The 22,945-nt window shown below is 72.5% G+C and carries 20 protein-coding genes and 1 pseudogene; 6 read left to right on the plus strand and 15 right to left on the minus strand.

Features of this window, described 5'->3' with window-relative positions; translation table 11 throughout:
* The coding region (locus tag AC51EU_RS11850; protein ID WP_496266799.1) for a type I polyketide synthase at nucleotides 1-3,616 on the minus strand (3,616 nt) is incomplete at its 3' end.
* Between the two features lie 436 nt (nucleotides 3,617-4,052).
* Here AC51EU_RS11850 and AC51EU_RS11855 point away from each other — a divergent pair.
* Complete coding sequence (locus AC51EU_RS11855) at nucleotides 4,053-4,262, plus strand: DUF5988 family protein (RefSeq protein WP_496266800.1); 210 nt, start codon at nucleotides 4,053-4,055, stop codon at nucleotides 4,260-4,262.
* A gap of 261 nt (nucleotides 4,263-4,523) precedes the next feature.
* On the opposite strand, the gene AC51EU_RS11860 is transcribed toward AC51EU_RS11855, so the two are convergent.
* From AC51EU_RS11860 to AC51EU_RS11870, 3 genes are all read right to left on the minus strand, one after another.
* A complete protein-coding gene (locus AC51EU_RS11860) occupies nucleotides 4,524-4,994 on the minus strand; it encodes a hypothetical protein (RefSeq protein WP_496266801.1) in 471 nt (156 codons plus the stop codon).
* A gap of 434 nt (nucleotides 4,995-5,428) precedes the next feature.
* Nucleotides 5,429-5,872, minus strand: coding sequence for an enediyne antibiotic chromoprotein (locus AC51EU_RS11865; protein ID WP_496266802.1), 444 nt, complete (start codon nucleotides 5,870-5,872; stop codon nucleotides 5,429-5,431).
* A 247-nt stretch (nucleotides 5,873-6,119) separates the two neighbouring features.
* Nucleotides 6,120-7,490: a hypothetical protein gene (locus tag AC51EU_RS11870; RefSeq protein ID WP_496266803.1), complete on the minus strand. Its 1,371-nt coding sequence runs from the start codon at nucleotides 7,488-7,490 to the stop codon at nucleotides 6,120-6,122.
* Nucleotides 7,491-7,902: 412 nt separating this feature from the next.
* Between AC51EU_RS11870 and AC51EU_RS11875 the strand changes: the two genes are divergently transcribed.
* Nucleotides 7,903-8,553 (plus strand): DUF5701 family protein, encoded by a 651-nt coding sequence (locus AC51EU_RS11875; protein ID WP_496266804.1) that lies wholly within the window; start codon nucleotides 7,903-7,905, stop codon nucleotides 8,551-8,553.
* Nucleotides 8,554-8,723: 170 nt separating this feature from the next.
* Complete coding sequence (locus AC51EU_RS11880; protein WP_496266805.1) at nucleotides 8,724-9,728, plus strand: alpha/beta fold hydrolase; 1,005 nt, start codon at nucleotides 8,724-8,726, stop codon at nucleotides 9,726-9,728.
* An 83-nt stretch (nucleotides 9,729-9,811) separates the two neighbouring features.
* Here the strand turns inward: AC51EU_RS11880 and AC51EU_RS11885 are convergent, their stop codons facing one another.
* Nucleotides 9,812-10,366, minus strand: coding sequence for a TetR/AcrR family transcriptional regulator (locus tag AC51EU_RS11885; protein ID WP_496266807.1), 555 nt, complete (start codon nucleotides 10,364-10,366; stop codon nucleotides 9,812-9,814).
* Nucleotides 10,359-11,195, minus strand: coding sequence for an alpha/beta fold hydrolase (locus AC51EU_RS11890; protein WP_496266808.1), 837 nt, complete (start codon nucleotides 11,193-11,195; stop codon nucleotides 10,359-10,361). Before AC51EU_RS11890 ends, AC51EU_RS11885 begins: the two co-directional genes overlap by 8 nt.
* Before the next feature lie 324 nt (nucleotides 11,196-11,519).
* Here AC51EU_RS11890 and AC51EU_RS11895 point away from each other — a divergent pair, with 324 nt between their 5' ends.
* Nucleotides 11,520-12,638: a methyltransferase gene (locus AC51EU_RS11895; protein ID WP_496266809.1), complete on the plus strand. Its 1,119-nt coding sequence runs from the start codon at nucleotides 11,520-11,522 to the stop codon at nucleotides 12,636-12,638.
* A gap of 137 nt (nucleotides 12,639-12,775) precedes the next feature.
* On the opposite strand, the gene AC51EU_RS11900 is transcribed toward AC51EU_RS11895, so the two are convergent.
* Nucleotides 12,776-13,588, minus strand: coding sequence for a CPBP family glutamic-type intramembrane protease (locus AC51EU_RS11900; RefSeq protein WP_496266810.1), 813 nt, complete (start codon nucleotides 13,586-13,588; stop codon nucleotides 12,776-12,778).
* Between the two features lie 328 nt (nucleotides 13,589-13,916).
* Nucleotides 13,917-14,324 carry a DUF3224 domain-containing protein gene (locus AC51EU_RS11905; protein ID WP_496266811.1) on the minus strand — a complete coding sequence of 136 codons (408 nt, stop codon included), beginning with the start codon at nucleotides 14,322-14,324 and terminating at the stop codon, nucleotides 13,917-13,919.
* A 106-nt stretch (nucleotides 14,325-14,430) separates the two neighbouring features.
* Between AC51EU_RS11905 and AC51EU_RS11910 the strand changes: the two are divergent.
* Nucleotides 14,431-15,390: pseudogene (locus AC51EU_RS11910) on the plus strand (helix-turn-helix transcriptional regulator); the annotation flags it as partial.
* A 57-nt stretch (nucleotides 15,391-15,447) separates the two neighbouring features.
* Here AC51EU_RS11910 and AC51EU_RS11915 read toward each other — a convergent pair.
* On the minus strand, nucleotides 15,448-16,215 hold the full coding sequence (locus AC51EU_RS11915; RefSeq protein WP_496266812.1) for a sulfite exporter TauE/SafE family protein: 768 nt from the start codon (nucleotides 16,213-16,215) through the stop codon (nucleotides 15,448-15,450).
* Nucleotides 16,216-16,221: 6 nt separating this feature from the next.
* Nucleotides 16,222-16,671: a hypothetical protein gene (locus AC51EU_RS11920; RefSeq protein WP_496266813.1), complete on the minus strand. Its 450-nt coding sequence runs from the start codon at nucleotides 16,669-16,671 to the stop codon at nucleotides 16,222-16,224.
* Between the two features lie 272 nt (nucleotides 16,672-16,943).
* Between AC51EU_RS11920 and AC51EU_RS11925 the strand changes: the two genes are divergently transcribed.
* Complete coding sequence (locus tag AC51EU_RS11925) at nucleotides 16,944-17,372, plus strand: hypothetical protein (RefSeq protein ID WP_496266814.1); 429 nt, start codon at nucleotides 16,944-16,946, stop codon at nucleotides 17,370-17,372.
* Nucleotides 17,373-17,433: 61 nt separating this feature from the next.
* Here the strand turns inward: AC51EU_RS11925 and AC51EU_RS11930 are convergent, their stop codons facing one another.
* The 5 genes from AC51EU_RS11930 to AC51EU_RS11950 form a co-directional block, all read right to left on the minus strand.
* Entirely contained in the window at nucleotides 17,434-18,672 is a 1,239-nt protein-coding gene (locus AC51EU_RS11930; RefSeq protein ID WP_496266815.1) for a glycoside hydrolase family 64 protein, read from the minus strand.
* A 229-nt stretch (nucleotides 18,673-18,901) separates the two neighbouring features.
* Nucleotides 18,902-19,849, minus strand: coding sequence for a trypsin-like serine peptidase (locus tag AC51EU_RS11935; protein WP_496266816.1), 948 nt, complete (start codon nucleotides 19,847-19,849; stop codon nucleotides 18,902-18,904).
* Between the two features lie 237 nt (nucleotides 19,850-20,086).
* Nucleotides 20,087-21,481 carry a tetratricopeptide repeat protein gene (locus AC51EU_RS11940; RefSeq protein WP_496266817.1) on the minus strand — a complete coding sequence of 465 codons (1,395 nt, stop codon included), beginning with the start codon at nucleotides 21,479-21,481 and terminating at the stop codon, nucleotides 20,087-20,089.
* A gap of 196 nt (nucleotides 21,482-21,677) precedes the next feature.
* Nucleotides 21,678-22,136, minus strand: a complete 459-nt coding sequence (locus AC51EU_RS11945; protein WP_496266818.1) for a cyclic nucleotide-binding domain-containing protein — start codon at nucleotides 22,134-22,136, stop codon at nucleotides 21,678-21,680.
* A gap of 178 nt (nucleotides 22,137-22,314) precedes the next feature.
* On the minus strand, nucleotides 22,315-22,818 hold the full coding sequence (locus AC51EU_RS11950) for a hypothetical protein (protein ID WP_496266819.1): 504 nt from the start codon (nucleotides 22,816-22,818) through the stop codon (nucleotides 22,315-22,317).
* Nucleotides 22,819-22,945: the final 127 nt, after the last annotated feature.

The following is a 22,945-nucleotide window of genomic DNA, read 5'->3' on the forward strand; positions in this document are numbered from 1 at the left end:
CCTCCGCCGCCGTCGCGTCGGCGCTCGCGGCGCACACCAGCCAGGTGCCGTCGGGGGCGGTGCCGGTGCCGGGGGCCTCCTCGGTGAAGGCGAGGCGGTACATGTGCTCGGTGACGGCCGTGCCGGCCTCCGGGGCGCGGGCCAGCGGCGTCATGCGCAGGCCCTCCAGCGTCATCAGCGGGCGCCGTTCCTCGTCGTAGAGGTGGAGGTCGATGCGGGTGTCGTCGACGCGTACGGCGTGCGACCACAGCGCGGTGACGGGTGTGTCACCCGTCCGGTGGGTGTACACGCGGTGGACGGCGGTGGGGACGACGGTCTCGTCGGGCGGGCAGAGCTGGAGCACGGCCTGGAGGGCGCAGTCCCACAGGGCGGGGTGCAGGCTGTCGGCGCGCGCGCCGAGGCGGCACTTCTCGCCGAGCGTCGCCTCGGCGAGCGCCTCGCCGTCGCCGGCCAGCAGCCGGGTGACGCCCTGGAAGGCGGGGCCGTAGTTGAGGCCGCGTGCCCGGCAGGCGGCGTAGAAGTCCTCGGGGGTGACGGCGGTGGCGTCCAGGAGGTGCGCGGGGAAGTCCCGCGTCCCGGGTGCGGGGGCGTTCATCAGGACCCGGGCGGAGGCGTGGCGGGTCCAGCCGTCGGTGCCGTCGGGCAGGGAGTGCAGGCTGAAGCTGCCGCCCTCGGTCACGTCGTCGCACCACTGCACGGTGACGGTCAGCGGGTCGTCGGTGATCGTCAGGTCGCTGTGGAAGGCGACGTCGGCGAGGGTGTGTCCGGTGGTGCCGGTGCGGGCGAGCGCGGCGCGCAGGGCGAAGGCCATCATGCCGACGCCGGGCAGGACGACGGCGTCGTGGACCTGGTGGTCGCGCAGCCACGGCAGGTCGTCGAGGGCGAGCTCGGCGGTGTGGCTCCAGGTGTCCGGCTCGGTGACGGAGGGGCTGAGGACGACGTCGAAGGCGGTCTGCCCGCCGGTGGTGCGGCGGCGGCCCTCCTCCACCCAGTACGTCTCCCGCTGCCACGGGTAGTCGGGGAGCGCGGCCCAGGTGTTGCGCGGCAGCCCGCCGAAGGGCCGCAGGCCCGCGACGTACGCCTGGGCGACGGAGTCGGCGACCTGGGCGAGCGAGCCGCTGTCCCGGCGCAGGGTGGACAGCACGCGGGCCGGGGCGGGGTGCTCGGCGGCGAGCTGCTCGACGGCGGGGGCGAGGACGGGGTGCGGGCTGACCTCGATCACATGGGTGACGCCCTCGTCGATGAGGCGGTCGAGGGCGGTGGCGAACCGCACCTCGTTGCGCAGGTTCTCCACCCAGTACGCGGCGTCCATCTCGGGGCCGTTCGCGGGGGAGGCGGTGACGGTCGACATCAGGGCGATGTCGCCCTCGCGGGGCCGTACGGGTTCCAGGGCGGCGAGGAGGTCGTCCCTCAGCTCGTCCATCTGCGGGCTGTGGGAGGCGTAGTCGACGTTGACGAGCCGGCAGAAGGTGCCGTCGGCCTCCAGGATCTCCTTGAGGACGAGGACCAGGTCGGCGTCGCCGGACAGGACGCAGCTGCGCGGCCCGTTGTTCACGGCGAGGGAGACGCCGTGCTCGAACCCTTCGAGGGCGGCGCGGGCGGCTGCGGGGTCGAGGTCGACGGCGAGCATCCGGCCCTTGCCGGAGGTGCGGCGGATGATGGCGCTGCGCCGTGCGACGACGAGGGCGGCGTCCTCGTAGGAGAGGATGCCCGCGACGGTGGCGGCGGTGACCTCGCCCTGGCTGTGCCCGATGACGACGTCGGGTTCGACGCCGGCGGCGCGCCAGACCTCGGCGAGGCCGACGGAGACCGCCCACAGGGTCGGTTGCAGCATGTCGATACGGCTGAGCCATTCGTCGCCCGCGGCGCCGGAGACGACGTCCAGCAGGTCCCAGTCGACGTGCGGGGCGAGGGCCTTGGCGCAGCGTTCGACCACCGCGGCGAAGACGGGGTGGCCGGCGAGCAGTTCGCGGCCCATGCCGGCCCACTGGGCGCCCTGGCCGGGGAAGACGAAGGCGGTGCGGCCCGTGTCGCGGGCCTTTCCGGCGAGTACGCCGGGTATCTCGCCCTCGGGGTCCTCGGCGAACCGTTCGAGCAGCGCGACGGCCCCGGCGGCGTCGGAGGCGGTGACGGCGGCACGGTGGGGGAAGTGGTCGCGCTGCCGGCCCAGGGTGCCGGCGACGGCGGCGAGGTCGGCGCCGTCCTCGGCGAGCGTGGCACGGAGGTCCCGGGCCCGCTGGCGCAGCGCGTCCTCGGAGTGCCCGGACAGCGGCAGCAGCAGCGGCGCGCCGGCGGCGGCGCCGGTCGCGGGGACGGGCAGCGGGGTGGCGTTCTCGGGGGCGTTCATCACGGCGACATGGGCGTTGGTGCCGCCCCAGCCGAAGGCGCTGACGCCGATGTAGGCGTCGCCGGTGCGCGGCAGTTCCAGCGGCTGCCGGACGACGTGGAGGTTGAGGTCGTCGAAGGGGATGTCCGGGTTCAGCTCGTCCGAGTGGAGGCTCGGCGGGACGACGCGGTGCTTGAGGGAGAGGAGGGCCTTGAACAGCCCCGGCATGCCGGAAGCCGCCTCCAGGTGACCGATATTGGTCTTGACCGATCCGATGGGCAGGGGTCCGCTTCCGGGGCTGCGGTGCCGGGCGAGGACATTGCCGACGGCCTCGGCCTCGGTCGGGTCGCCACGCCGGGTGCCGGTGCCGTGGGCCTCGATGTAGGCGATCTCGTCGGGCGAGATGCCGCTGTTCTCGTAGGCGTCCCGCAGGACGCGCTCCTGCCCCTCGCGGTTCGGGGCGACGAGGCTGCGGCCGCCGCCGTCGTTGTTGACGGCGGAGCGCGCGATGACGCCGTGGATGCGGTCCCCGTCCTCCAGGGCGCGCGCGAGCGTCTTCACGTACATGGCGCCGACGCCCTCGCCGCGGACGAAGCCGTTGGGGTTCACGCCGAAGGTCGCGCAGCGGCCGTCCGGGGACAGCCCGCCGAAGTGGGTGAGGCTGATGGAGACCTGGGGGCTGATCATGAGGCTGACGCCGCCGACGAGGGCGGCGTCGATCTCGCCGGAGCGCAGTGCCTGGCCCGCCAGGTGCAGGGCGACGAGGGCGGAGGAGCAGCCGGTCTCGACCGTCATGCTCGGGCCGGTGAGCTGGAGGAAGTAGGAGACGCGGGCGGCGATGACGTCGACGGAGGCGCCGGGGCCGCTGTGCTGGGTGGCGCCGGCTCCCCGGTCCTTGCGCAGCAGTTCGTAGTCGTGCCAGGCGGCGCCCATGTAGACACCGGTCCGGGAGCCGGCCAGGGACAGGCCGGGGACGCCGGCGTCCTCCAGGGCCTTCCAGGTGGTCTCCAGCATGAGGCGCTGCTGCGGGTCGATGACCTCCGCCTCGCGCGGGGAGATGCCGAAGAACTGGGCGTCGAACCGGTCGATGTCCTCGATCAGGCCCCCCACCGACTGGATCGCGCGTTCCGGGTCGAGCGGGACGTCGGTGTCCCAGCGGGAGGGAGGAATGGGGACGATGGCATCGCCTCTCGTCTCCATGAGTTTCCAGAAGCTCTCGACGTCCGGGGCCGAGGGAAAGCGCCCCGCCATACCCACGACGGCGAGGAGCTGGGTGGGGTCCTGAGTCATTTGTCTTCTTCCTCAGAGGTTCGCGCGGGGAGGGAGACGGGCAGTCTGCACCCTGCGGCACGGAGTCGCGGAAAGAGAATCGGATGACGGCCGGTACGGAATGGTGCCCGCCTTATTCAGCGGCCGCCGCGGAGAAGAAGCAAACGGCGCGGTTGAACGAGTTGAACACGTCGGGCGGGTGTTCAAGAACCGCCGGGCGATACGGAAGCGGCGGCGCGGACGGCCGTCCGGGGCGGGCGGGTGTTCAACTGTCCGGCACGGGCGGTTGAACACGGAGCCGGGCACGCACGGGCGTTCACCCGTGGGTGGACAGCCCGCGGAAGTGACGCTTTGATCTCCGTGTCACCGCAAGGCCCGAATAGCGCCCCTCATCCATCGACACGAGCACCGGTACGGCCGGTCCGCCGTATTCCGGTGCGTACAGGGAGGGTTTCTCATGGCGAAGATCAAGGTTTTGCTGGCGGGCGGCCCGGCCCATTTCCCCGATGACCAGAGAGTGCAGTACTCGTCATCGCTGACCGAAAAGGTGAAGCACCGGCACGGCGCCGGTTACGAACACTTCGCGCATCAGGGCGACTTCCGCGTGGTGGACGGCGAGCGGATACCCGTCTTCGAGTGGACGACGCGCACGGCGATCGCCGAGTAGCCTCGTCCGTTTCCGTCCCCGTGTTTCCCTGAGGGACGCGGACCGGCGGTGGCGCTCTCCCCCGCCGGACGACCGCCCCGGAACACACCCCGTTCCGCGGGCCCCGGGATTCATCCGTCCCTTCTCCCGCCGTACGGCCGCGGCTTTCCCCGTGCCGTTCCCGAAAACGCCGCTGTCCGTCCGGTGGTCCTCCTGTGAGGACCGCCGGACGGACAGCGGTTTCGTTCTGTGCCGCGTTGGCGCGGTGCGGCAGGGGCTCCGTCACGCCGTGGTGCGGCCCCGCTTCCAGAGGAGGACGACGGTCACCAGGCCGGCGAGGGTGGGGAGCAGGCCGATCGTGCTGAGCACCGGGGGCAGCGCCTTGGCGTTGTTGCTGTCGTTCACCACGAGGTTGGCGAGGGCGATGCCGCCGCCGAGGAGGAAGAGGACCGTGGCGATCCAAGGGGCCGAGTTCTTCTCCTGCTTGACCACCCGCAGCATCCACGCCCAGCACAGCAGGCCGAGCACGCCGATGACCGTCAGATAGGTCAGGTAGAAGTTGACGCTGGACGTCACCTGGGCCGCGCTGAGGTCGGGGTATCCGGTGCTGATGTGGTCGGCCAGGACGTCGCCGGTGACATGGTCGACGAAAGGGGCGGCAACGGAGAGCACCGTCGCCACGATGCCGGCGTACACGGCGGTGACGGCCGTGCGGGTGGAAGCGGTTAACGGCTGCTGGGCGATGGCGGTCATGTGTCTCTCCTCGGTACACGCGGGTCGTCGGGCCGGGGCCGTACGGGCGGAACGCGTCCGCCGCCGGGCGCACTCGGGCCCTCGTTCACGCCGGCGAGGGCACGAAGGATGTCTTCGGGCGTCCGTCCGGCGAAGCGATTCCACCCTGCCACGCGGTGTCATCCCGTGTTGTCGGAGAGCCACCGGATATCCCCCTGAGATGCGTCCCTCGGACCCCTAGGGGTTTTCCCGGAAAGCCTTTCGGTGGAAGGGGACCGACGGCCCTTGCCACCCGCGTACCGCCGGGCGTTCAACTGCCCGGACCGGCCGGTTGAACACCCCGTCCGGGCTCCTCTGTTCCCGGGCACACGAAAAAACCGCGGGACCGGAGAAACCGGCCCCGCGGTATTACCGGCCCCCTGGCCGGGCGCACGGAACTTCCGCGCCTATCGCGGCTACTTGAAGGACAGCGGAAGGTTGGACAGCGGCGCGGCGACCTCCGTCGACAGGACCGACGAGAGACCCACATTGCCGTTCGCGGCATCGACATCGCCGGTCGGCTCGCCGGTCTGGAGGTTGTAGCCCTTGAAGGTCTTCTGCACGGTGAACGGGGAACTGAACGTCCCGTCCTGCCCGACCGTCACGAACACGACGCTGTCGCGGTCGCAGGCGGTCCGTACGGTGAAGTCGAGATCGCATTCGGCGATCCCCACCTTGGTGCCGGGGGTGTAACCGGTCCCGGAAACGGTGATCTGCTGGCCGCCGGAAAGGCCGCTGCTCGGCGTCGCGGAAAGGACGGGGCCTGCCGCGAGGGCCGGGCCCGCGGCCAGGACGGTGGCCCCGAGGGCCGCGGTGGCGAGGAAACCGGCGCGCAGCGGCTTGTTCATACGGACGTTCATTTCCGTTGTTCCCCTTTTCTGTGAAACGGCAGAGGCGGAGCAGACGACGGCGGAATGCGGCCGCGGAGGAGCCGGGAAGGGGCGGTGCATTCCGCCGGACGCCGGAGAACGAAGAGTGGTGCGACGGAGAAATCGTCGCTTCGCCCCCGGGCGCTGTCAACGCCGTTATTTCCCTGCCGTACCCGCGCACCGTTCCACGGCGCGGTGCACGGGCGGTTCACGCTGCGGGAATTTCCCTCACCGCGCATCAGCGCCGGGCGGACGTCCCCACCGTGAACCAGGTGGCGCGGGACTTCTTCCACTCGTCGTGGTCGAGGTCCTTGGCGTCGGTGCCGTCGCCGTAGAGGTCGGCGGAGCCGCAGTCGGCGATGACCTGGGCGCGGGCCGTGGGGTCCGTCAGGTCGGGCACCTCCACCACGGCCTCCCAGCCGCCGGGGTCGTCCGTGGGCAGCGCGCGCACCTTGGCCGGCGCGTGCCCGGGGACGCCGTCCCAGGAGTAGAGCGCGTACGGGGCACTGTTGTCCTCGGCGGCCCACGATCCGGCCACGATGAGGTACTGGTCGGCGGCGTTCTTGCGGATGTCGCGGACGCTGAGGCCACCGAGGTCGAGTTCGACGGGTGTGCCGAAGGTGGCGCGCTTGCCGGTGACGACCTTGTCGATGTTGGTGACCGGCACCAGCAGTGCCTTGCCGCCGTCCTTCGGCGGTACCAGCGGCGCGCGGAAGCCGATGTAGGCGGTGGTGGTGGAACCCGGCGCGAACTCCAGCCCCTCGACGTTGAACCCGTCGATCTGCTTGGGCTCCTGCCCCTCGGCGGTGCCCTCCGCGAAGCCGTACCGGTCGCCGTGCGCCTTGTCCCATGCGACGAGGTCGGCACGGAGGTTCTTGTACGATCCGCCGAGCTTCAGTTCGGTTCCGGCGCCGGAACCGGTCACGGTGGTGGTGAACAGCGTGGAGCGGTCCGGCTTGAACTTGCCGCTCTTGTTGTTCCCCATCGAGCCGGTCCAGTAGATCGTGTTCCCGACCCTGGCGCCCGCCTCGATGTCGATCTCCTTGGAGACACCGAGCTTGTCGCTGAAGTCCCAGGTCTTCACCGGGGCACCCGAGGTGTCCCGGCGGTAGAGGCGCAGCACATTGGACTCGTCGTCCGCGACGACGAGATAGCCGCCGCCCGCGTCGACGGCGGCCGACGCGTCGCTGGACCCGGTGAAGTACCGGGTGTCCGCGGACTGCCGGACCTTCGCGGACGCCGCGTAGTGCAGCGTCTTGGTGGCCGTCTTCCCGCCACTGCCGGTGACCTTGAGTTCGAGGTCGGTGTAGCCGACGCCGCGCGCCCGCACCGTCACCCGGCGGGAGGCACCGCTTCCGCTGACGGTGACGTCCCCGGTGCCCGCGACGGAGGGCTTGGAACTGGACACCGCCGCCACCTTGAGCTGCGACGCCTCGGTGCCGCTCTGCGACACCTTCACGGTCACGGTGGGATCGCCGGTGGCGTCCACCGCACCCGAGAGATAGCCGGCCGACAGCGAGATCTCCGGCGTACCGGAGCCCGCGGCGAGCGCGGGGCCGGCGGCTCCCGCGGCACTCACCACGACGGTCGCCGCCGCGGCGAGCGACATCCAACGGACGGACGGGGAAAGACGATTGCGCACGACACGTGCCCTTCGACGGCTCCGGTTTCGCCCAACAGTTCCCGGGACCGCCGCCCACGGCAGAACGCGCGGGTGCGCGGAGGACGCACACCGGCGGACGGCCCCGGCTCACTGTACGGAGCGCCCGCCACCGTCACCACGCCCCGAAACCGTCCCCCGGATGTCCACAGGGCGAACACCACCCCACAGACCGGTATGCGTGCCCCCAGCGGTGCCGGCCGAAAAGACGCTCTTGCGGGAGCGCGAGGCCCGCCCGACCGCACCTCCCACACCGTTCCCCGGTCCCCCGCCAGGGCGTTGAGGAACATTTCCGGGCTGTGCGGCGTTCCAGGCCCGCTGGCCTCGTTCAGCGCACCTGTTCAGTCTCCCGAGGAGTCGTATGCCCATCGCCCTGCCCACCCTGCCCGCGCTCGCCGACCAGGCGGAGCGGCTGATCGCTCTCGGAGTGCACGGACTCGCGGATCTCCGGCCCGAGGAGCTGCGCTCCCTGGCTTCCGCCGCCGAGGAGGCCGGTGGCCACGGCGGGCTTCTCGTCGTCCACCCGGACCGGGTACCGCCGTCCGCCCTAGCGCCCCTGCTCCGGCACCGAGAGAAGGCCGGGTTCGTCGTCACGGACATGGCCGATGTCGACCGCTTCTCCCCCATCGAGTCCGTGGACGTGCCCGACTCGCCGGTCTATGTGGTGCAGGGCCCGGACCGGGGCGACCATCTGGCGAACTGGAGTCCCGACGAGGCGCTGCCCGCCTTCGCCGCCGAAGGCCGCTCCCCGCTGCTTCTCGCGGAGGGCATGCACTGGGTGCTCCAGCGGCCCGAGGTGCTGGAGCGCGGCCACTGCTTCATGACGATCGGCTCGCGCCTGCGCAAGGACAACGGCGCGCTCGACGCGCGGACCCCCGCGCTGTGGATCAGCAACGGAACCGGGCGCGACGGCCGGGACCACCGCAACGCGCCGAAGGTCGGCTGGTGCTGGGCGGGCAACCGCCACACCTGGCTCGGCTTCGCCTCGGCCACCGCCCGCACCGCGGTCTGACCGGTCGTCCCCGACAGGTCCGGGCCGTTGTTGCCGAATCAGCAACAGACTTCGTGCGTCCCGGTCCCCCGTGATAGATCACCGGTGCCGCCGTGACGGAACACACGTCAACCGGCCCGAACCACCCGCCCGTACCGGCTCCCCGCACGACGCTCCGAGAGGAACGCCTCATGCCCGAGACACCCGAGACCGCCACCGCCGGCCCCAGGCACCGGACGGTGCCCTCGCCGGCCGGCCGTATCCATCTGGTCGAGCGGGGGAACGGGCCGCTGGTGCTGCTCGTCCACGGGTTCCCCGAGTGCTGGTACAGCTGGCGCCACCAGCTGCCGGCGCTGGCCGCCGCCGGCTATCGCGCGGTGGCCGTCGATGTCCGCGGCTACGGGCGTTCGTCCAGGCCCGAGGCGGCGGAGGCGTACCGGATGCTGGAGCTGGTGGAGGACAGCGCCGCCGTGGTGGAGGCGCTGGGCGAGCGGTCCGCCGTGATCGTCGGGCACGACTGGGGCGCCACCATCGCCGCCACCTCCGCCCTCGTGCGCCCCGACGTGTTCCGGGCGGTGGGACTGCTGAGCGTGCCCTACACCCCGCCCGGCGGTCCGCGGCCCAGCGAGGTCTTCGCCGGGATGGGCGGCGAGGAAGAGTTCTACGTCTCCTACTTCCAGCGGCCCGGCAGGGCCGAGGCGGAGATCGAACCCGATGTCCGCGGCTGGCTCGCCGGCTTCTACGCCGCCCTGTCCGCGGACACCATGCCCGCGCCCGGCGCCCCGGACCCCCACTTCGTCGCCCGCGGCGGAACGCTGCGCGACCGCTTCCCCTCGGGCCGTCCGCCGGCCTGGCTCGACGAGCGTGCCCTCGACGTCTACGCCGGGGAGTTCGAACGTACCGGCATGACCGGCGCCCTGAACCGTTACCGCAACATGGACCGCGACTGGGAGGACCTGGCGGCCTTCGCCGGTGCTCCCCTCACCCAACCGTCCCTGTTCATCGGCGGCGGCCTGGACGCCTCCACCATCTGGCTCACCGACGCCATCAAGGCGTACCCCACCACACTGCCCGCTCTCTCCGCCTCACACATCCTCGACAACGGCGGCCACTTCATCCAGCAGGAACGCCCCGAGGAGACCAATCGCCTCCTCGTCGACTGGCTGGTGTCCCTGGACACCGCAACGTCCGGTTGACCGTTCCCCGGCAGGGCACCGTGCCGGCCTTGGCTCCTCGTGCGCGGCCGACGAGGACCGTCCGCCGCCCCGTCCCGGCACGGTCAACGTGGCGTGGTCAGGCCCGTGATCACCATGTGGGTCAGCAGGTCGTAGCTCTTGTCCGTCTCCTCGGAGAGTTGGAAGGCGTGTTGCGCTTCGAGGGACGCGAAACCGTGGATGACGGCGCGCAGGCAGCGGGCGGCGTGGATCGCTTCGGAGTCCGCCATGCCGTAGGCCCGTAGCGTGGCGAGCACGATGCTGATCAGGCGGGCTCCGGCCTCGGCCGTCCGGGGCTCGGGGCTGTGGAGGAGTACCGCGTAACGGTGCGGGTGTTGGTGGGCGTAGGCGCGCCATGCCGCCATGAGCGCGCGGATCGCCTCGTCGGCGGAGCGGCCGAGTACGGCCTCGCCGACCTGGTCCGCGATCTCGTTCATGATCCGCGCGGACAGGAGGTCGCGCAGCTCGGCGAGGTTGCGTACGTGCTTGTAGAGGGAGGGGGTGGCCACTCCGGCCCGTTGGGCCACCGCCGACAGGGTCAGCGCTGCCGGGGTCTTCTCGTCGACGAGCCGTAGCGCGACCTCGACCACCGCGTCCGCGGAGAGCGCTGCCCTAGCCACGAGCGCCCACCGTGACGAAGGCGGCGATGGCCGCGGAGACCTCGGCGGGGAACTGGACATGGGGGTAGTGGCCCGCCCCGTCGATCATCTCGACCCGGCCGAGTCCGGCGGGCATCTCCGCCACGATGCCGTCGGCCTCGGCCGCGGGGTCGGCCCAGTCGGGGTCGAGGGTGCCCTGGACGATCAGGGCGGGGCACTTGATGTCGGCGAGCTTGGCCCCCGCGTCGGTGGGCGCGGCCATCCCCATCCGGGCGACGACGGCCATCCGGCCCGGTCGGCGCAGGTCGGCCTCCAGGGCCGCGAGGTGGTCGTCGAACCCTGCGGGCCGGTCCCCGGGGCAGGCGTGGTCGAGGTACCGCGTCCACAGCCCGACGCTGCGCAGGAGGCCGGCGCCCATGAGCAGCGCCATGCCCTTGCGGTACCGGGCGTGGGACACCAGCGCGCCGAAATCCATCTTCTGGGCGCGGGTGAACGGGCCGATCTCGACGACGCCACTGACCAGTTCGGGCTCCTGCGCCGCCGCGATGGTGGCGGCGCCCCCGGCGAACGAGTGGCCGACGATGACGGCGGGCCCGCCCAGGTGCGCGACGAGCGCGAGCAGATCGGCCGCCACGTCGGTGCGGGTGTACGAGTCCCAGCCCGTGCCGGACTCGCCGTGCCCCCGCAGATCCGTACGGGCGACCCGGAGCCCGGCCGCGACGAGACGCTCCGCCACCTCACGGTAGGCGCCCCGGTTGTCCCCCATGCCATGGGCCAGCACGATCAGCGGCCCGTCACCGGCCACGTCGTACGCGAGCCGCCCGCCGTCGAGCGTCAGGAATTCGGTCATGTCTGCCCCCAGGGGTTAATTGCTGTAGCCATGAAGCTAATGGCATTAGCCAGTCCACGTCAACCCCGTCGCGATCGTTGCCGCCCGGAACGCACAGACGGATTCCGGTTATCCGAACGCCGCATCACCCTCCCCCACCCCACGGCGGACAGCACCCACCGGGCATCGGCCCAGCAGGTGACACGGTGCTTCGGCACGATCACCGGGGGCATCCTCACAAGCGGGCGGGCCTCAAGGGGCCGCCTCACCGGATCGCCCGGACCGGAGCCTGGTTTCGTCACGCGTCCGCCCTCTGGCAGGGCGCGGACCGAGGAGGAGGACGACATGCGGCAGGACGAAGGCAGAGGCACCAACAGCGGCAAGGACGCCCGTACCTCGTCGTCGGACGAGACCACCGACGCCCCCACCACAGGGACCGGTACCGCCCCCGACACCGACACCCGCTCCCGTCGTTCCTCGTCCTTCCTTGTCGACGAGGCCCTTGGCTTCCTCGCCTCCGCCGCCCTCCGCGCGGCAGCCGATGTGGGGGTCGCCGACCATCTCGCCGACGGTCCCCGCTCCCCCGCCGACCTCGCCGCCGCCACCGGTACCGATGCGCGCAACCTCTACCGGGTGCTGCGCCTCCTGGCCACCCGGGGCGTGGTGGCGGAGGACGAGCAGGGCCGCTTCGGGTTGACGGAGGCCGGCCAGGCGCTGCGCAGCGATGCCCCGTACTCCGCCCGTGCCGCGGTCCTGATGCTGACCGACCGCACCATGTGGCTGCCCGCCCACGAGATGACCCGCTGTCTGACCGAGGGCACCTCCGCGTTCGAGGGCATCTTCGGCATGCCGTTCTTCGACTACTTCTCCCGGGACGAGCGGACCGCCGCCGTGTTCCACACCGGTATGGCCGCGATCTCCGACGGGGAGAACGCGCCGCTCGCCGACGCCTACGACTTCCCTGCCACCGGCACCGTCGTCGACATCGGCGGCGGTCGCGGCGGCCTGCTCCTGGAGGTCCTGCGCCGCCATCCCCGGCTGGACGGCGTCCTCTTCGACCAGCCGCACGCCCTCACGGGTCACCGCCTGGACGCCGAGGAGGCCGTCGCCGGACGGTGGACCCTGGCCGAGGGGGACTTCTTCACCGCCGTACCGTCCGGCGACATCCTCCTCGTCAAGCGCATCCTGCACGACTGGGACGACGAACGCAGCGTCGCCCTCCTCTCCCACTGCCGCCGGGCGCTACGGCCGGGAGGCCGCGTCCTCGTCCTGGACGCGGTGGTGCCCCCGGGCAACGCGCCCCACCAGGCCAAGACCGTGGACCTCATGATGATGACGTCCCTCACGGGCCGCGAACGCACCGAAGCGGACTTCGCCGCCCTCTTCGAGGCGGCGGGCCTGCGCCTCACCCGGGTGCTCCCCACCCCCACTGTGCTCTCCGTGGTGGAGGGAATGCCCGCCTGAACGGACAGCGCCTCGCCGGCCGGCACCAGGGCGTGTGACCAGGATCGTGGCCCGCCAACTCACCGCCCTCGGACGGCTTCACCCGGTTCAAGACCGTACGGAGCCGACGGACGGACGCCCCGGCTCCCCCATCACCTTCACCGCGCACGTGCGGCACGCCGCGCGATGCGCCCGTACGCGACGAACCCCGCGGTGGCGACCAGCAGATATGCCGGGACGAGAAGCACCGCCTCCGGTGCCCTCAGCTCCGCGGAGAGGCCGGCGTGACGCGTGCCGCCTTCCAGGACGATGCGGTTGACGGTCAGGAAGGTCAGGTGGGTGCCGATGGCGGCCCACAGGGGGGCGCTGGTGGTGGCGGTTCTGGCGGCGATGAGTGTCAGGCCGAAGACGGTGAGGAGGACGAGGTAGTCGAGGGGGTGTTGTCCGGCGGGGGCCGGGCCGACCGGTGGCGGTTCGTCGCCGGTCAGACGTGCCGTCACGGCCTGTACCAGGGTCGAGGTGCCGGGTACCAGGAGGAAGACGGCCGTGGTGCCCAGGGCCGAGGCCGTGGTGCCGTACCTCTCCCGCAGGGACGTCCAGGTGTAGCCCCGTAGCGTGGTTTCCTCCGGCAGGGCTTCGAGCAGGAGGGCGATCACGGCGTTGGAGAGGACGAAGCGGACGAGGGCCGCGGGGTCGGGCCGGGCCCAGACCAGCAGGCCCATGGCCGTGCCCGCGCCGAGTACGAGTCCCGCCGCCGCGGTCGTCACTCCGACGCCGAGGAGGAAGGCCCGCAGGCCCGTTCCGGCACCGCCGAACCCGAGTGTGCGGGGGCGCGCGACGCGAAGCGTCAGGGGGACGGCCACGACGGTGACGAGTGCCGCCGGGATCAGCCGGGCCGTCAGGCCGCCGGCCCCGACGGCGTCGGCGAGGGCCGGGCCCGCCCCGGTGCCGACGCCGAGTGCCACGGCCATGACGAGACCACCGCCCAACGCCCGTGCCACGGCCCCCGCTCTGCGGGGCGGCGGTGCGGACGCGGGGGTGTGAAGGCGCAGTTCGGGCATGGGGCTTCCGGTTCCGGCTGGGGTCGAGGAGGCCCGGTACCTGCGCCGGGCACGGTCCGGGGCCCACCGCCTCGGACGTTTTCCAGCCTCGCCCGCCGCCGGGGCGTGCACGTCGTCCACGCGGAGGAAACGGCCGTACATCCTTCGGTGGCATGCGCCGGCCAGAGGGGGGCGCCGACGAGCGGCCGGCCGGCGCCAGGGAAGCCACGCACCCGGCGCCGCAGGCCGTGTGCCCGGGTCAGCCCAGTTCGTACGTGAAGGTGTACGGAGTGGAGGACGCCCCGTGTACGGCGGTGTAGTGGCCGGTGCCGCTAAGGCCGGTCAGGGGGCCGGTGCCGGTGTCCGGTACGACCTCGAAGGCGCAGTGCACGGTGCCGTCGGCGCCGAAGGAGCCGCGTTCCTCGACGACGAAGGTTCCGGCGCGGCCGTCGAGGGTGCCGGAGAACATCTGGAGGCCGGTGAAGGTGCCGGTCTTCTCCGTCGCGTAGACGATGGTGTAAGCGCAGGTGGTGGCGGGGGCCTCGATGCCGCCGGAGTAGGCGTTGGTGACGGAGGCGCGGGCGAGGCGCGGGTGTGTCGCGTCCGGGCCGAGGGGGTGCTCGTCCCAGCTCGCGTAGGTGAAGTGGCCGGTGGTCCGTACGGTCATGGGGAAGTCCTTTCGATCGGCCGCGCGACAGGTTCCGTGCGGTGTGTGATCAGCCTGGACGGCGTACCTGACATCTTCTGTCAGGTACGGAATCCACAATGGGCGTATGCGTGCCGACCGGCTTCTCTCCCTGCTTCTGCTCCTCCAGAACCGCGGGCGGCTGACGGCCCCGGAACTCGCCGCGGAGCTGGAGGTGTCCGTCCGCACCGTCTACCGGGACATCGAGGCGCTCGGCGCGGCGGGCGTCCCGGTGTGCGCCGACCGCGGGCCGGCCGGCGGCTACCGGCTGGTGGACGGGTACCGGACCCGGCTGACCGGTCTCACCGGTGCCGAGGCCGACTCCCTCTTCCTCGCCGGGGCGCCCGGCGCGGCCCGCGAGCTGGGCCTCGGCGCCGTACTGGCCACGGCGCAGCTGAAGCTGCGGGCCGCGCTCCCGGCCGGGGCGGCCGACCGGTCCCGGCGTGTGCAGGAACGGTTCCATCTGGACGCTCCGGCGTGGTTCCGGGACGCGGACCCGGTCCCGTTCCTGGCGGACGTGGCGCGGGCGGTGTGGGAGCAGCGGGTGCTGCGGGTCCACTACCGGCGGTGGAAGGGGGAGGTGCGCCGGGCGCTGGAGCCGCTGGGCCTCGTCCTCAAGGGCGGTATCTGGTACCTGGTGGCGGGCTCGGACGAGGCGGTGCGCACCTACCGGGTGTCGCGTCTCCTGGACGTCGACGTCACGGACGAGGGCTTCGCGCGGCCGGACGGGTTCGATCTGGCCGCGCACTGGGCGGAGTCCTCCCGTCGTCTGGAGGAGGCGCGTTTCCAGGGGAGCGCGCGGCTGCGGATCTCGCCGCGGGCCCGGCGGATGCTGCCCGCGCGGTTCGGCGCGGCGGGCGTACGGGCCCTGGAGACGGCCGGTCCGCCCGACCGCGAGGGGTGGGTGGAGGTGGAGATGCCGGTCGAGGCGCAGGCCGTCGCGGTCGGTGATCTGCTCGGGCTCGGGACGGAGGCGGAGGTGCTCGGCCCGCCCGGCCTGCGGGAGGCCCTGGCCGGGGAGGTGGCCGCGCTCGCGCGCCGTTACGCGGTGGTCCCCCGCGCCCGGCCCGCCGCCCGTGCGTGCGTACCGGGCGGCGGTTTCCGGTCAGCGGAGCAGCAGTTGGACGAGGGAGACGGAGCCGATCGTCACGATGAGGGCGCGCAGGGCCGCGGGCCGGATGCGGCGGCCCACCCGGGCGCCGAGCTGGCCGCCGAGCGCGGAGCCGACCGCGATGAGCGCGACGGCGGTCCAGTCGAAGTCCGCGACGAAGAGGAAGAACAGCGCGGCGATGCCGTTGACCACGCTGACCAGGACGTTCTTGACGGCGTTGAGGCGTTGCAGGGGCTCGTCGAGGAGGATGCCCATCAGGGACATGTAGAGGATGCCCTGCGCCGCGGCGAAGTAGCCGCCGTAGACGCTGGCGAGGGTCAGGCCGGTGAACAGCAGGGGGCCGCCGTCGCGGTGGGCGGGGCGGCCGGACCGTTCGCGGCGGCGGCGCACGGCCTTGCCCACCAGGGGCTGGAACGCGACGAGGACGAGGGCGAGTCCCACCAGGACCGGCACGATCGCCTCGAACGCCGTGGCGGGCAGCATCAGCAGCAGTGTGGCGCCCCCGAGGCCGCCCAGCAGGGCGCCGACGACGAGCCTGCGGACCCGCCGGCCCTGGCCGCGCAGCTCGCTCCGGTAGCCGATGGCCCCGCTGATGGAGCCGGGGATCAGGCCGAGGGCGTTGGAGACGGTGGCGGTGAGGGGCGGCAGCCCGGTGGCGAGCAGGACGGGGAAGGTGATCAGTGTGCCGGAGCCGACGACGGTGTTGACGGCTCCGGCACCGGCCCCCGCGCAGAACACGGCCAGCATCTCCCCCGGCGTCACGCCGCATCACGCCGTGCGGCGGCCCTTCCCCGGGACGGATGGGGGACGGGTGACTGCCACGTACTGCGGTGACCTGTGGGAGATGGCGTGTTCATGCGGATGACGGTAGGGGACACACACTTCGGCATCCACCGAAATGGGGGAGTGCCCGGGAAGTCCGTTTCCGGCGGGCCGCCCCACGACGCCGACGGCGAGTGTCTTGAAGGTGGAGCAGAGGGGGAACCGCTCGTCGGCCCGGTAGGCCACCGATCTGCCGGTGATCATGTGGCAGGCGTGGACACCGAGGCGGGCGGAGTGGGCGCGCTCCAGTGCGCGCAGCCGCCCGGCGGCCGGGTCCCGCCGTGGCTGCCCGGCGTGTGCCGTCCCCGCCCAGGGGCCCGCCACGGCCAGCGCCCCTCCGACGCCCGCGAGCAGTGCCGTCCGGCGCGGTACACGCCCGGGTTCCGTAGCCTTCACAGCAAGGTCCTCTCCGATCGGGTGCAGAACTCCTGCACGTGACGTGCCCCGGCGCCCCACTGGTTCCGCGGTGCCTCGCAGGGCGCGCCCGTCCCCGGGGCGTAGGGCCGTCATGTCCGCGTCCGCGCCGGTCGGGGTGGCCACTGCGGCGGACCCGCGGGCTCCGTGTACGACCTGAGACGGATGCTGTTTTGCTCCTTCGGAGCGACGGATACGGCCGGAACCCGTTGTTCCCTTGAGAGTGTTCCGCAGGAGAAAGAGAGAGGTGTCCCGTGTCACGCACCACCGGTGGTTGCTGTCTGGGCCTGGTGCTCGGAGCGTTGTTCGTCGCCGGGATCGGTGTCTTCGCCATGTCGGATTCCCGCCCCTGGGACGGTCTGACCGGGAAGGCGTGGTCGATCACCTACCGCGCCGGGACCAGCGGCGACGGGCCTTTCACGGTGCGTTATCAGGACACCGCGAGCCGTTATGTCTGGAAGGACACCAGCGTCAGGGAGCACACGAAGAAGGGCATCCGCGGCAGCCACTGGTCACAGGAGGTGATTCTGGCCGCCCACCGCCCGGCCAAGATCACGGTCACCCCGCCCGAGGGGCAGACCGCCAGCTGCCGCATCCTGCTGGACGACCGCAAGACGCTGGCGCAGGGGAAGTCGCCCGCTCCCGGCCGCCCGGCGGTCTGCACCGCCGACATCGACGACTGACCGGGGGCCGGCCGGGCCCTGCGGGGTCCGGCCGGCCCGCGTCGTCCGCTCCGCCGCGGATTCAGGCGCCCGGCGCTCCGACGCTCACGGTGAAGCGGCGCGGGTTGCCGTCCTGGGCCGCGCCCGAGACATCGGGCTGCCCGTCGGGGCGTACGTCGTCGTACGGGAACGCGTAGCCGATCGGGGAGTGGGCGTGCACGAGACGCGACCAGTGGTTGGTGGTCGCGTCGCGGTAGTAGTCGGCGCTGGTCGTGCCGTTCGGCTGCTGGGCGTGGGTGAGCATGACGCTGCGGTTGAAGCCGGCGGCCAGGCGGGAGAGCAGGGCCTTCTTGTCGTCCGGGGCCCCGGGGTCGTTGGCGAACGGGCCGTGGTCGCAGGTGAAGATGTCCAGGGACGACGGCTTCGTGAAGGTGTGGCCGCCGGGGAAGGTGAGGGTGTCGCCGGTGACGCGTCCGGCGAGTGCTCCCTTGCCGTTCTGGAGGTCGATGCGGAGGTCGGTCGTGCGGTACTTCTCCCAGGCCCGGTCGACGTAGCCGTTCCAGTAGTCCCGGAAGGGCATCTGGTCCGGGCGGTCGGTGTAGGGGGCCATCAGGCTCTGCGGGGAGATCACGCGCAGGACCTTTCCCGAGCCGTCGCGGAGGACGAGCCGGTCCCAGGGGGCGCCGTCGGTCTTCGCCTGGTCCGCGAGCCCCGAGGCGATCTTGTCGACGGCGTGCTGCGGCAGGGGCGCCACGGTGTGGGTGGCGTCGCCCTCCAGGGTCAGGCCGATGGGGAGGGGTGTCACCAGGTCGACATAGCTGATGTTGGCGTAGAGCTGCCGGGGGTCGAAGGTGAACTCGCAGAACGACCAGGTCTTGGCGTAGTTCGGGTCCTCGGGCGTCACGTAGGACGGTTCCACCAGCTCGGGGCCCGGATTGACGAGGAAGTCGAGCGTGGCGTCCAGGACGAAGTACACGCGGGCGCCGTACATCCGCGGCAGTGTCAGCACCTTCGGCGCGGAGCCGGCGGGGCCGAGCGGGATGGCGCAGTCGACGGGCAGGGGTGTGCCCGGGGCGGAGGGGGATTCGAGGCGGTGGACGCTGCCGTCGGACCGGAGCAGCAACCAGTGGCCGCTGCCTTCTTCCCGTCCGGTCACATAGGCACGCACCGTGCCCTGCATCGAGGCGTTGCGCAGGGCGAGTTCGCAGGTCTCCGGTGCGGCACGGCCGTGCGGGACACGGTCGCGGGCCGACGCGGGGCGGGCGGTGAGTACGGCGGCGGCCGACGCGGCGCCCGTCAGGAAGATTCTGCGTGAGATCACGGTGCACTCCCGTTGCTGTGGGGGGACGGGCACCCCACTGTCGCGACGGCTCCCGGTGCCGTCAAGAGTTGTGGCACGGAACGCTCGTTCTCCCGCCGTCCGTTCAGGTTCTGTACGGGTGAGGCCGGTGGCGCGTGTCCCGGTGTGCCGTCCGCCCGCCGCGCTCCCTTCCGGACGGCGCTTTCCGTGGCACAGGGGGCCGCGGCGTCGTTGCCGCGGCCCCCTGGCGTCAGGCGTTCTGTGCCCCGTTGTAGACCTGCCAGGCCGCGTCGCGGTAGTAGGCCCAGTAGGCGTCGCCCCAGGAGCCCATGTAGCTGCCCGTCTGGACGGCCGAGCCGTCGGAGTCCTGGTAGTTGACGACGAACGGGCCGCCGCTGGCCCCGCCGGACAGGCCGTTGCAGTTCTTGAGGCTCACCCCGCCCTGCTGGGCGTCGTAGGGCATGCCCTCGCACCACACGGCGTAGTCCTTGTCGCCGGGTATGCCGAGGGCGTGCGCGTAGTTGTGGGTGTCCTGGTTGAAGCCGATCCCGGAACCGCCGACCACGTCCTGGACGTGCCGGTTGTCGTTGCCTCCTGTCGTGAGGACGATGAACGCGTTGTCGCCGCCGGCGGTCCTGTCGTCGACGCGCCAGCCCATGGAGCGCCAGTTCCACCAGCCGTAGGGGGCCTTGCCGCGGTCGTAGGAGGGCGCGAAGCGGAAGTTCTCGTACGTCTTGCCGCTGTCGATGTCCATGACGCAGTGCCGGGAGGTGGCGATGACGTCACGGTTGTTGCTGTTGACGACGTTGGCGGTGCAGATGTAGTCGCCCTTGCCCGGCACGGTGAAGACCAGCCGGCCGACGGTGACCCAGACGCTGGCGTTCGCCTTGACGCGGGCGCGCGCGGTGCCGTCGGGGGTGGCGGCCGGGACGAGTCGGGGTTTCCCGGTCTTGGCCTCGGGTCTGTGCGGCGACGGGGCGGCGCTCAGCCGGGGCGCGGGCATCGGTTCGGCGTTCTTGAGACGCTTCGGGGTCCAGTAGGCGTCGGCCTGCGCGGAGGGAGTGTGGTTGGTGGCGGTGCCGACCACCTGCCCGGGGGCCGTGCGGTCCGGAAGGGGGGACGCGTGGGCGGTGGTCTGGCCGAGGGCGATCAGTACCGTGGTGGCCGCGCAACCGGCGACCAGTGCTGTTCGGCGCATGGGAGTCCCTGCTTTCCACGAGGAGGCAACGGGGAACGTACGGAACGCCGTGAGGCTAGACAGAACCGTTCAACTCCCGATAAACGGTCGGTCAACTTCGCCCGGATCTCCCACCGGAGCGGTCACGGCCGGCGGCGGTGACGGGCCCGCAGTCGCGCCGGTGGCGCCGTCCGCCGTACACCACCGGTCCGCCGCGGGGAGGCCGGGAATCCCCCTCGGCGGACCGGTCCCGTCCGCTCAGCCCGCGGCTTGGGCGGTGGCGCGTTCGCGGGCGGCGGCGGCGCGCGCCGGGGCGCCGAGCTGCTCCTCCAGCCGGGCCTTGGCCGACCAGTTGTACGGGCACACCGGGCGCAGCTGGATGCGCTCGCTCAGCAGCGTACGGGCCAGCTCCGTTCGGCCGGCGCGCAGGGCGGACTCGACGAGGGTGCGCTGCACGGCGTCGCGCTGGGCGTGGCTGCCGCCGAAGGCGTGCAGGCGGTGGCGGACGGGCAGCAGCAGGTCGGCGGCGCGGTCGTGGTCGCCCTCCCCGTAGGCGATCAGGGCGCGGCAGACCGGCAGTCCGGTCTCGGCCGTCATGGTGCGGTTGGCGACGGCGGGCCGCGCCGTCAGCCAGGTCTCCCGGTCCTGGACGAGGCGCCGGGCCCGGTCGAGGCGGCCGGAGCCGACGTACGCCATGGCGGCGTGGACGTCGTTGAAGGCGTAGTGGGGGCCGTCGTCGCGGCCGTCCCAGGCGTCGGCGAGGCGGGCCCAGCGGGTGCTCTGCTCGTCCCCGGCGAGGTGGAGGCGCCACAACAGGGCGGCGGCGTCGATGAGTTCCATCGCCGCGCCCTTGGAGCCGGCGTGGTGGATCGCGGAGTCGTAGATGTCCAGGACCCTGCCGGTGTCGCCGGTCTCCAGGGTGAAGAGGGCGTAGTGCCACCAGTTGTGGACGGTGAGCAGGGTGCCGCTCGACCAGTCGTCGGTGCGGGTGTCGAGGAAGCGGATGCCGTCGGTGAAGCGGCCCCGCATCTCGTAGGTGTGCACGACGCCGTGGAGGGCCCAGACGTCGTGCGGGTGCCGTGCGACGGCCGCGAGTCCGGTCTCCTCGGCGCGTTCGTAGTGCCCGGTCTCCTCCAGGCCGAACGCGTACATGCCGAGGAGGGGGCCGTGGTGGGGGTCGTCCTCGTCCCAGGCGTCCAGTGCGCCGCCGACGCGGTCGCGCAGGCGCTGGGCGTCCCCGGTGAAGAAGTCGTGCTGGTGCCCGGCGAAGAGGGCGAGGGCGTCGCGGGGGAAGGCGACGGTCAGCTCCCCGAGGACGTGGCCGGCGCGGTGCAGGTCGCCGTCGAGCCAGGCCCCGGCGGCGGCGAGGTGCATGCGTTCGCGGGGCGTCAGGCCGTGGAGGTCGAGACCGGCGCGGAAGCGGAGGAAGGCGTCGCGTGCGGTGGCGGCGGCCTTCTCCTCGGTGCCCAGTACGCCCAGGTAGGCGATCAGTGCCTGGCCCATGACCGAACGGGGTGAGGCGTCGAGGACCGCCCGCGCGGTGTCCGCGACCCGGGGACGGAAGAACAGCAGGTCGTCCACGGCCTGTTCGTAGTGGGTGAGGGCGTCGGCCCCGGTGCCGGTCATCGGGTGTCCGTGGCGGTCTGCTGTCATACGGCGCTCCTGCCGGGTCGGGTACGCGGCAGGCGGGGCCTGCCACCGGTGTGTCGGGGAGCGCATACCCCGCCGGAGGGGCCGGTCCGCATCGTGGCCCGTTACGGGTGGCCGTACGGGCCGCCGGTGTTGACGGCACGGCGTGCCGGTGCCCCGCGCGGCGGGCGCGGGGCACCGGGGGCGGGTGGGACAGCCTTTACAGGACCGGCGGGCCACCGTGGCGTACGTACTGTTCGACGAGTTTGGTGCGGGACGCCTCCAGGCGGTGGGCGAGGATCTCCGCGACGGCGCGGGTGAGTGCCAGGCCCAGTGAGGTGTCCTCCTCGCACAGGGCCCGTACGGCGGGCGCCTTGAACTCGTGGGCGCGGACCGCGCTGAACGCCTCGGCGCCGAAGTCCCAGCGGTGCGGGGGGAACAGCCAGGACCAGCCGAGGAGATCGCCGACCCCCAGCGTCCCGACGATGGCGGGGAGGCGTTCGGGGACCTTCAGGTCGAGGGAGACCATGCCGGTGCGGATGACCCAGAACCTGTCCGCGGGGCCGCCCTCCTCGAAGATCCGGGCGTCCTGCGGGAAGTACACGTCCTCGGCCAGGCCCATCAGGCGTTCACGGTGTCCGGGCGAGAGCACGGTCAGCAGATGTACCGCAGAAGTCATGACGGTGAACCTCCTCGGTGACGTGTGCCCGCGGACGCACGAGGGCACCGCGCGTCCCTTCTGTCACTCCATTGGCCCACGTGCCAGGGGATTCGGCATCCCGAACGGGGCGGCGGACGCCGCGCCGCTCCCCCGCCGTGTCACGCCCCGGTGCCGCCGCTCCACCGTCCGTGAGCGTTCACACCCGTGCTCCGACGGGTGCGGGGCCGCGGCGCGCGAAGTCGTGGCTCCACAGCACCTCGGTGGCGATGGACCGGCTGCGGGCGAAGGCCACCAGGTGGGCCGTGGCGTCGTGGCCGTCGGTGGGCGAGCCGTCCCAGACGGCGAACAGGCCGGAGCAGGAGGACACCAGCCGCTCGTCGGCGGCCCGGCAGGCGTCGCGGTCGGCCGGGTCGTACTCCAGGAGCCGGACGTCCGCGGCGAGCACGAGCAGCTCACCGGCCGCGGTCCGGTCCGCGCCGGGCAGCGGCACGGGCATCGAGCCCTGTGCGGGCAGCACCACCGTCAGGGGCAGTCCCGCCGCGTGGGCCGCGCGGCCGAAGGCCAGCGGCAGCCCCTGCCCGGCACGCACCATCCCGGCGGAGGCGCGGACGGCGGAGCGTGCCAGGCGCCCCGGCAGTCCGGTCTCCAGGTGTTCCAGTGTCTGTGTGGTGAGATCCGCGTGCCCCACAACGGTGATCACGGTCGGCCGCTCCCCTTCGTCGTCCCCGCCCGTGCGGCGGTCCCGTCCGTGCGCCGCCGGCCCGGCGGCGCTCCGCGCGGAGTCAGTAGTACCGAGCGGGACCGCGGGGGAGGAAGGGGCCGAACGG

The sequence above is a fragment of the Candidatus Streptomyces philanthi genome, assembly GCF_059553635.1.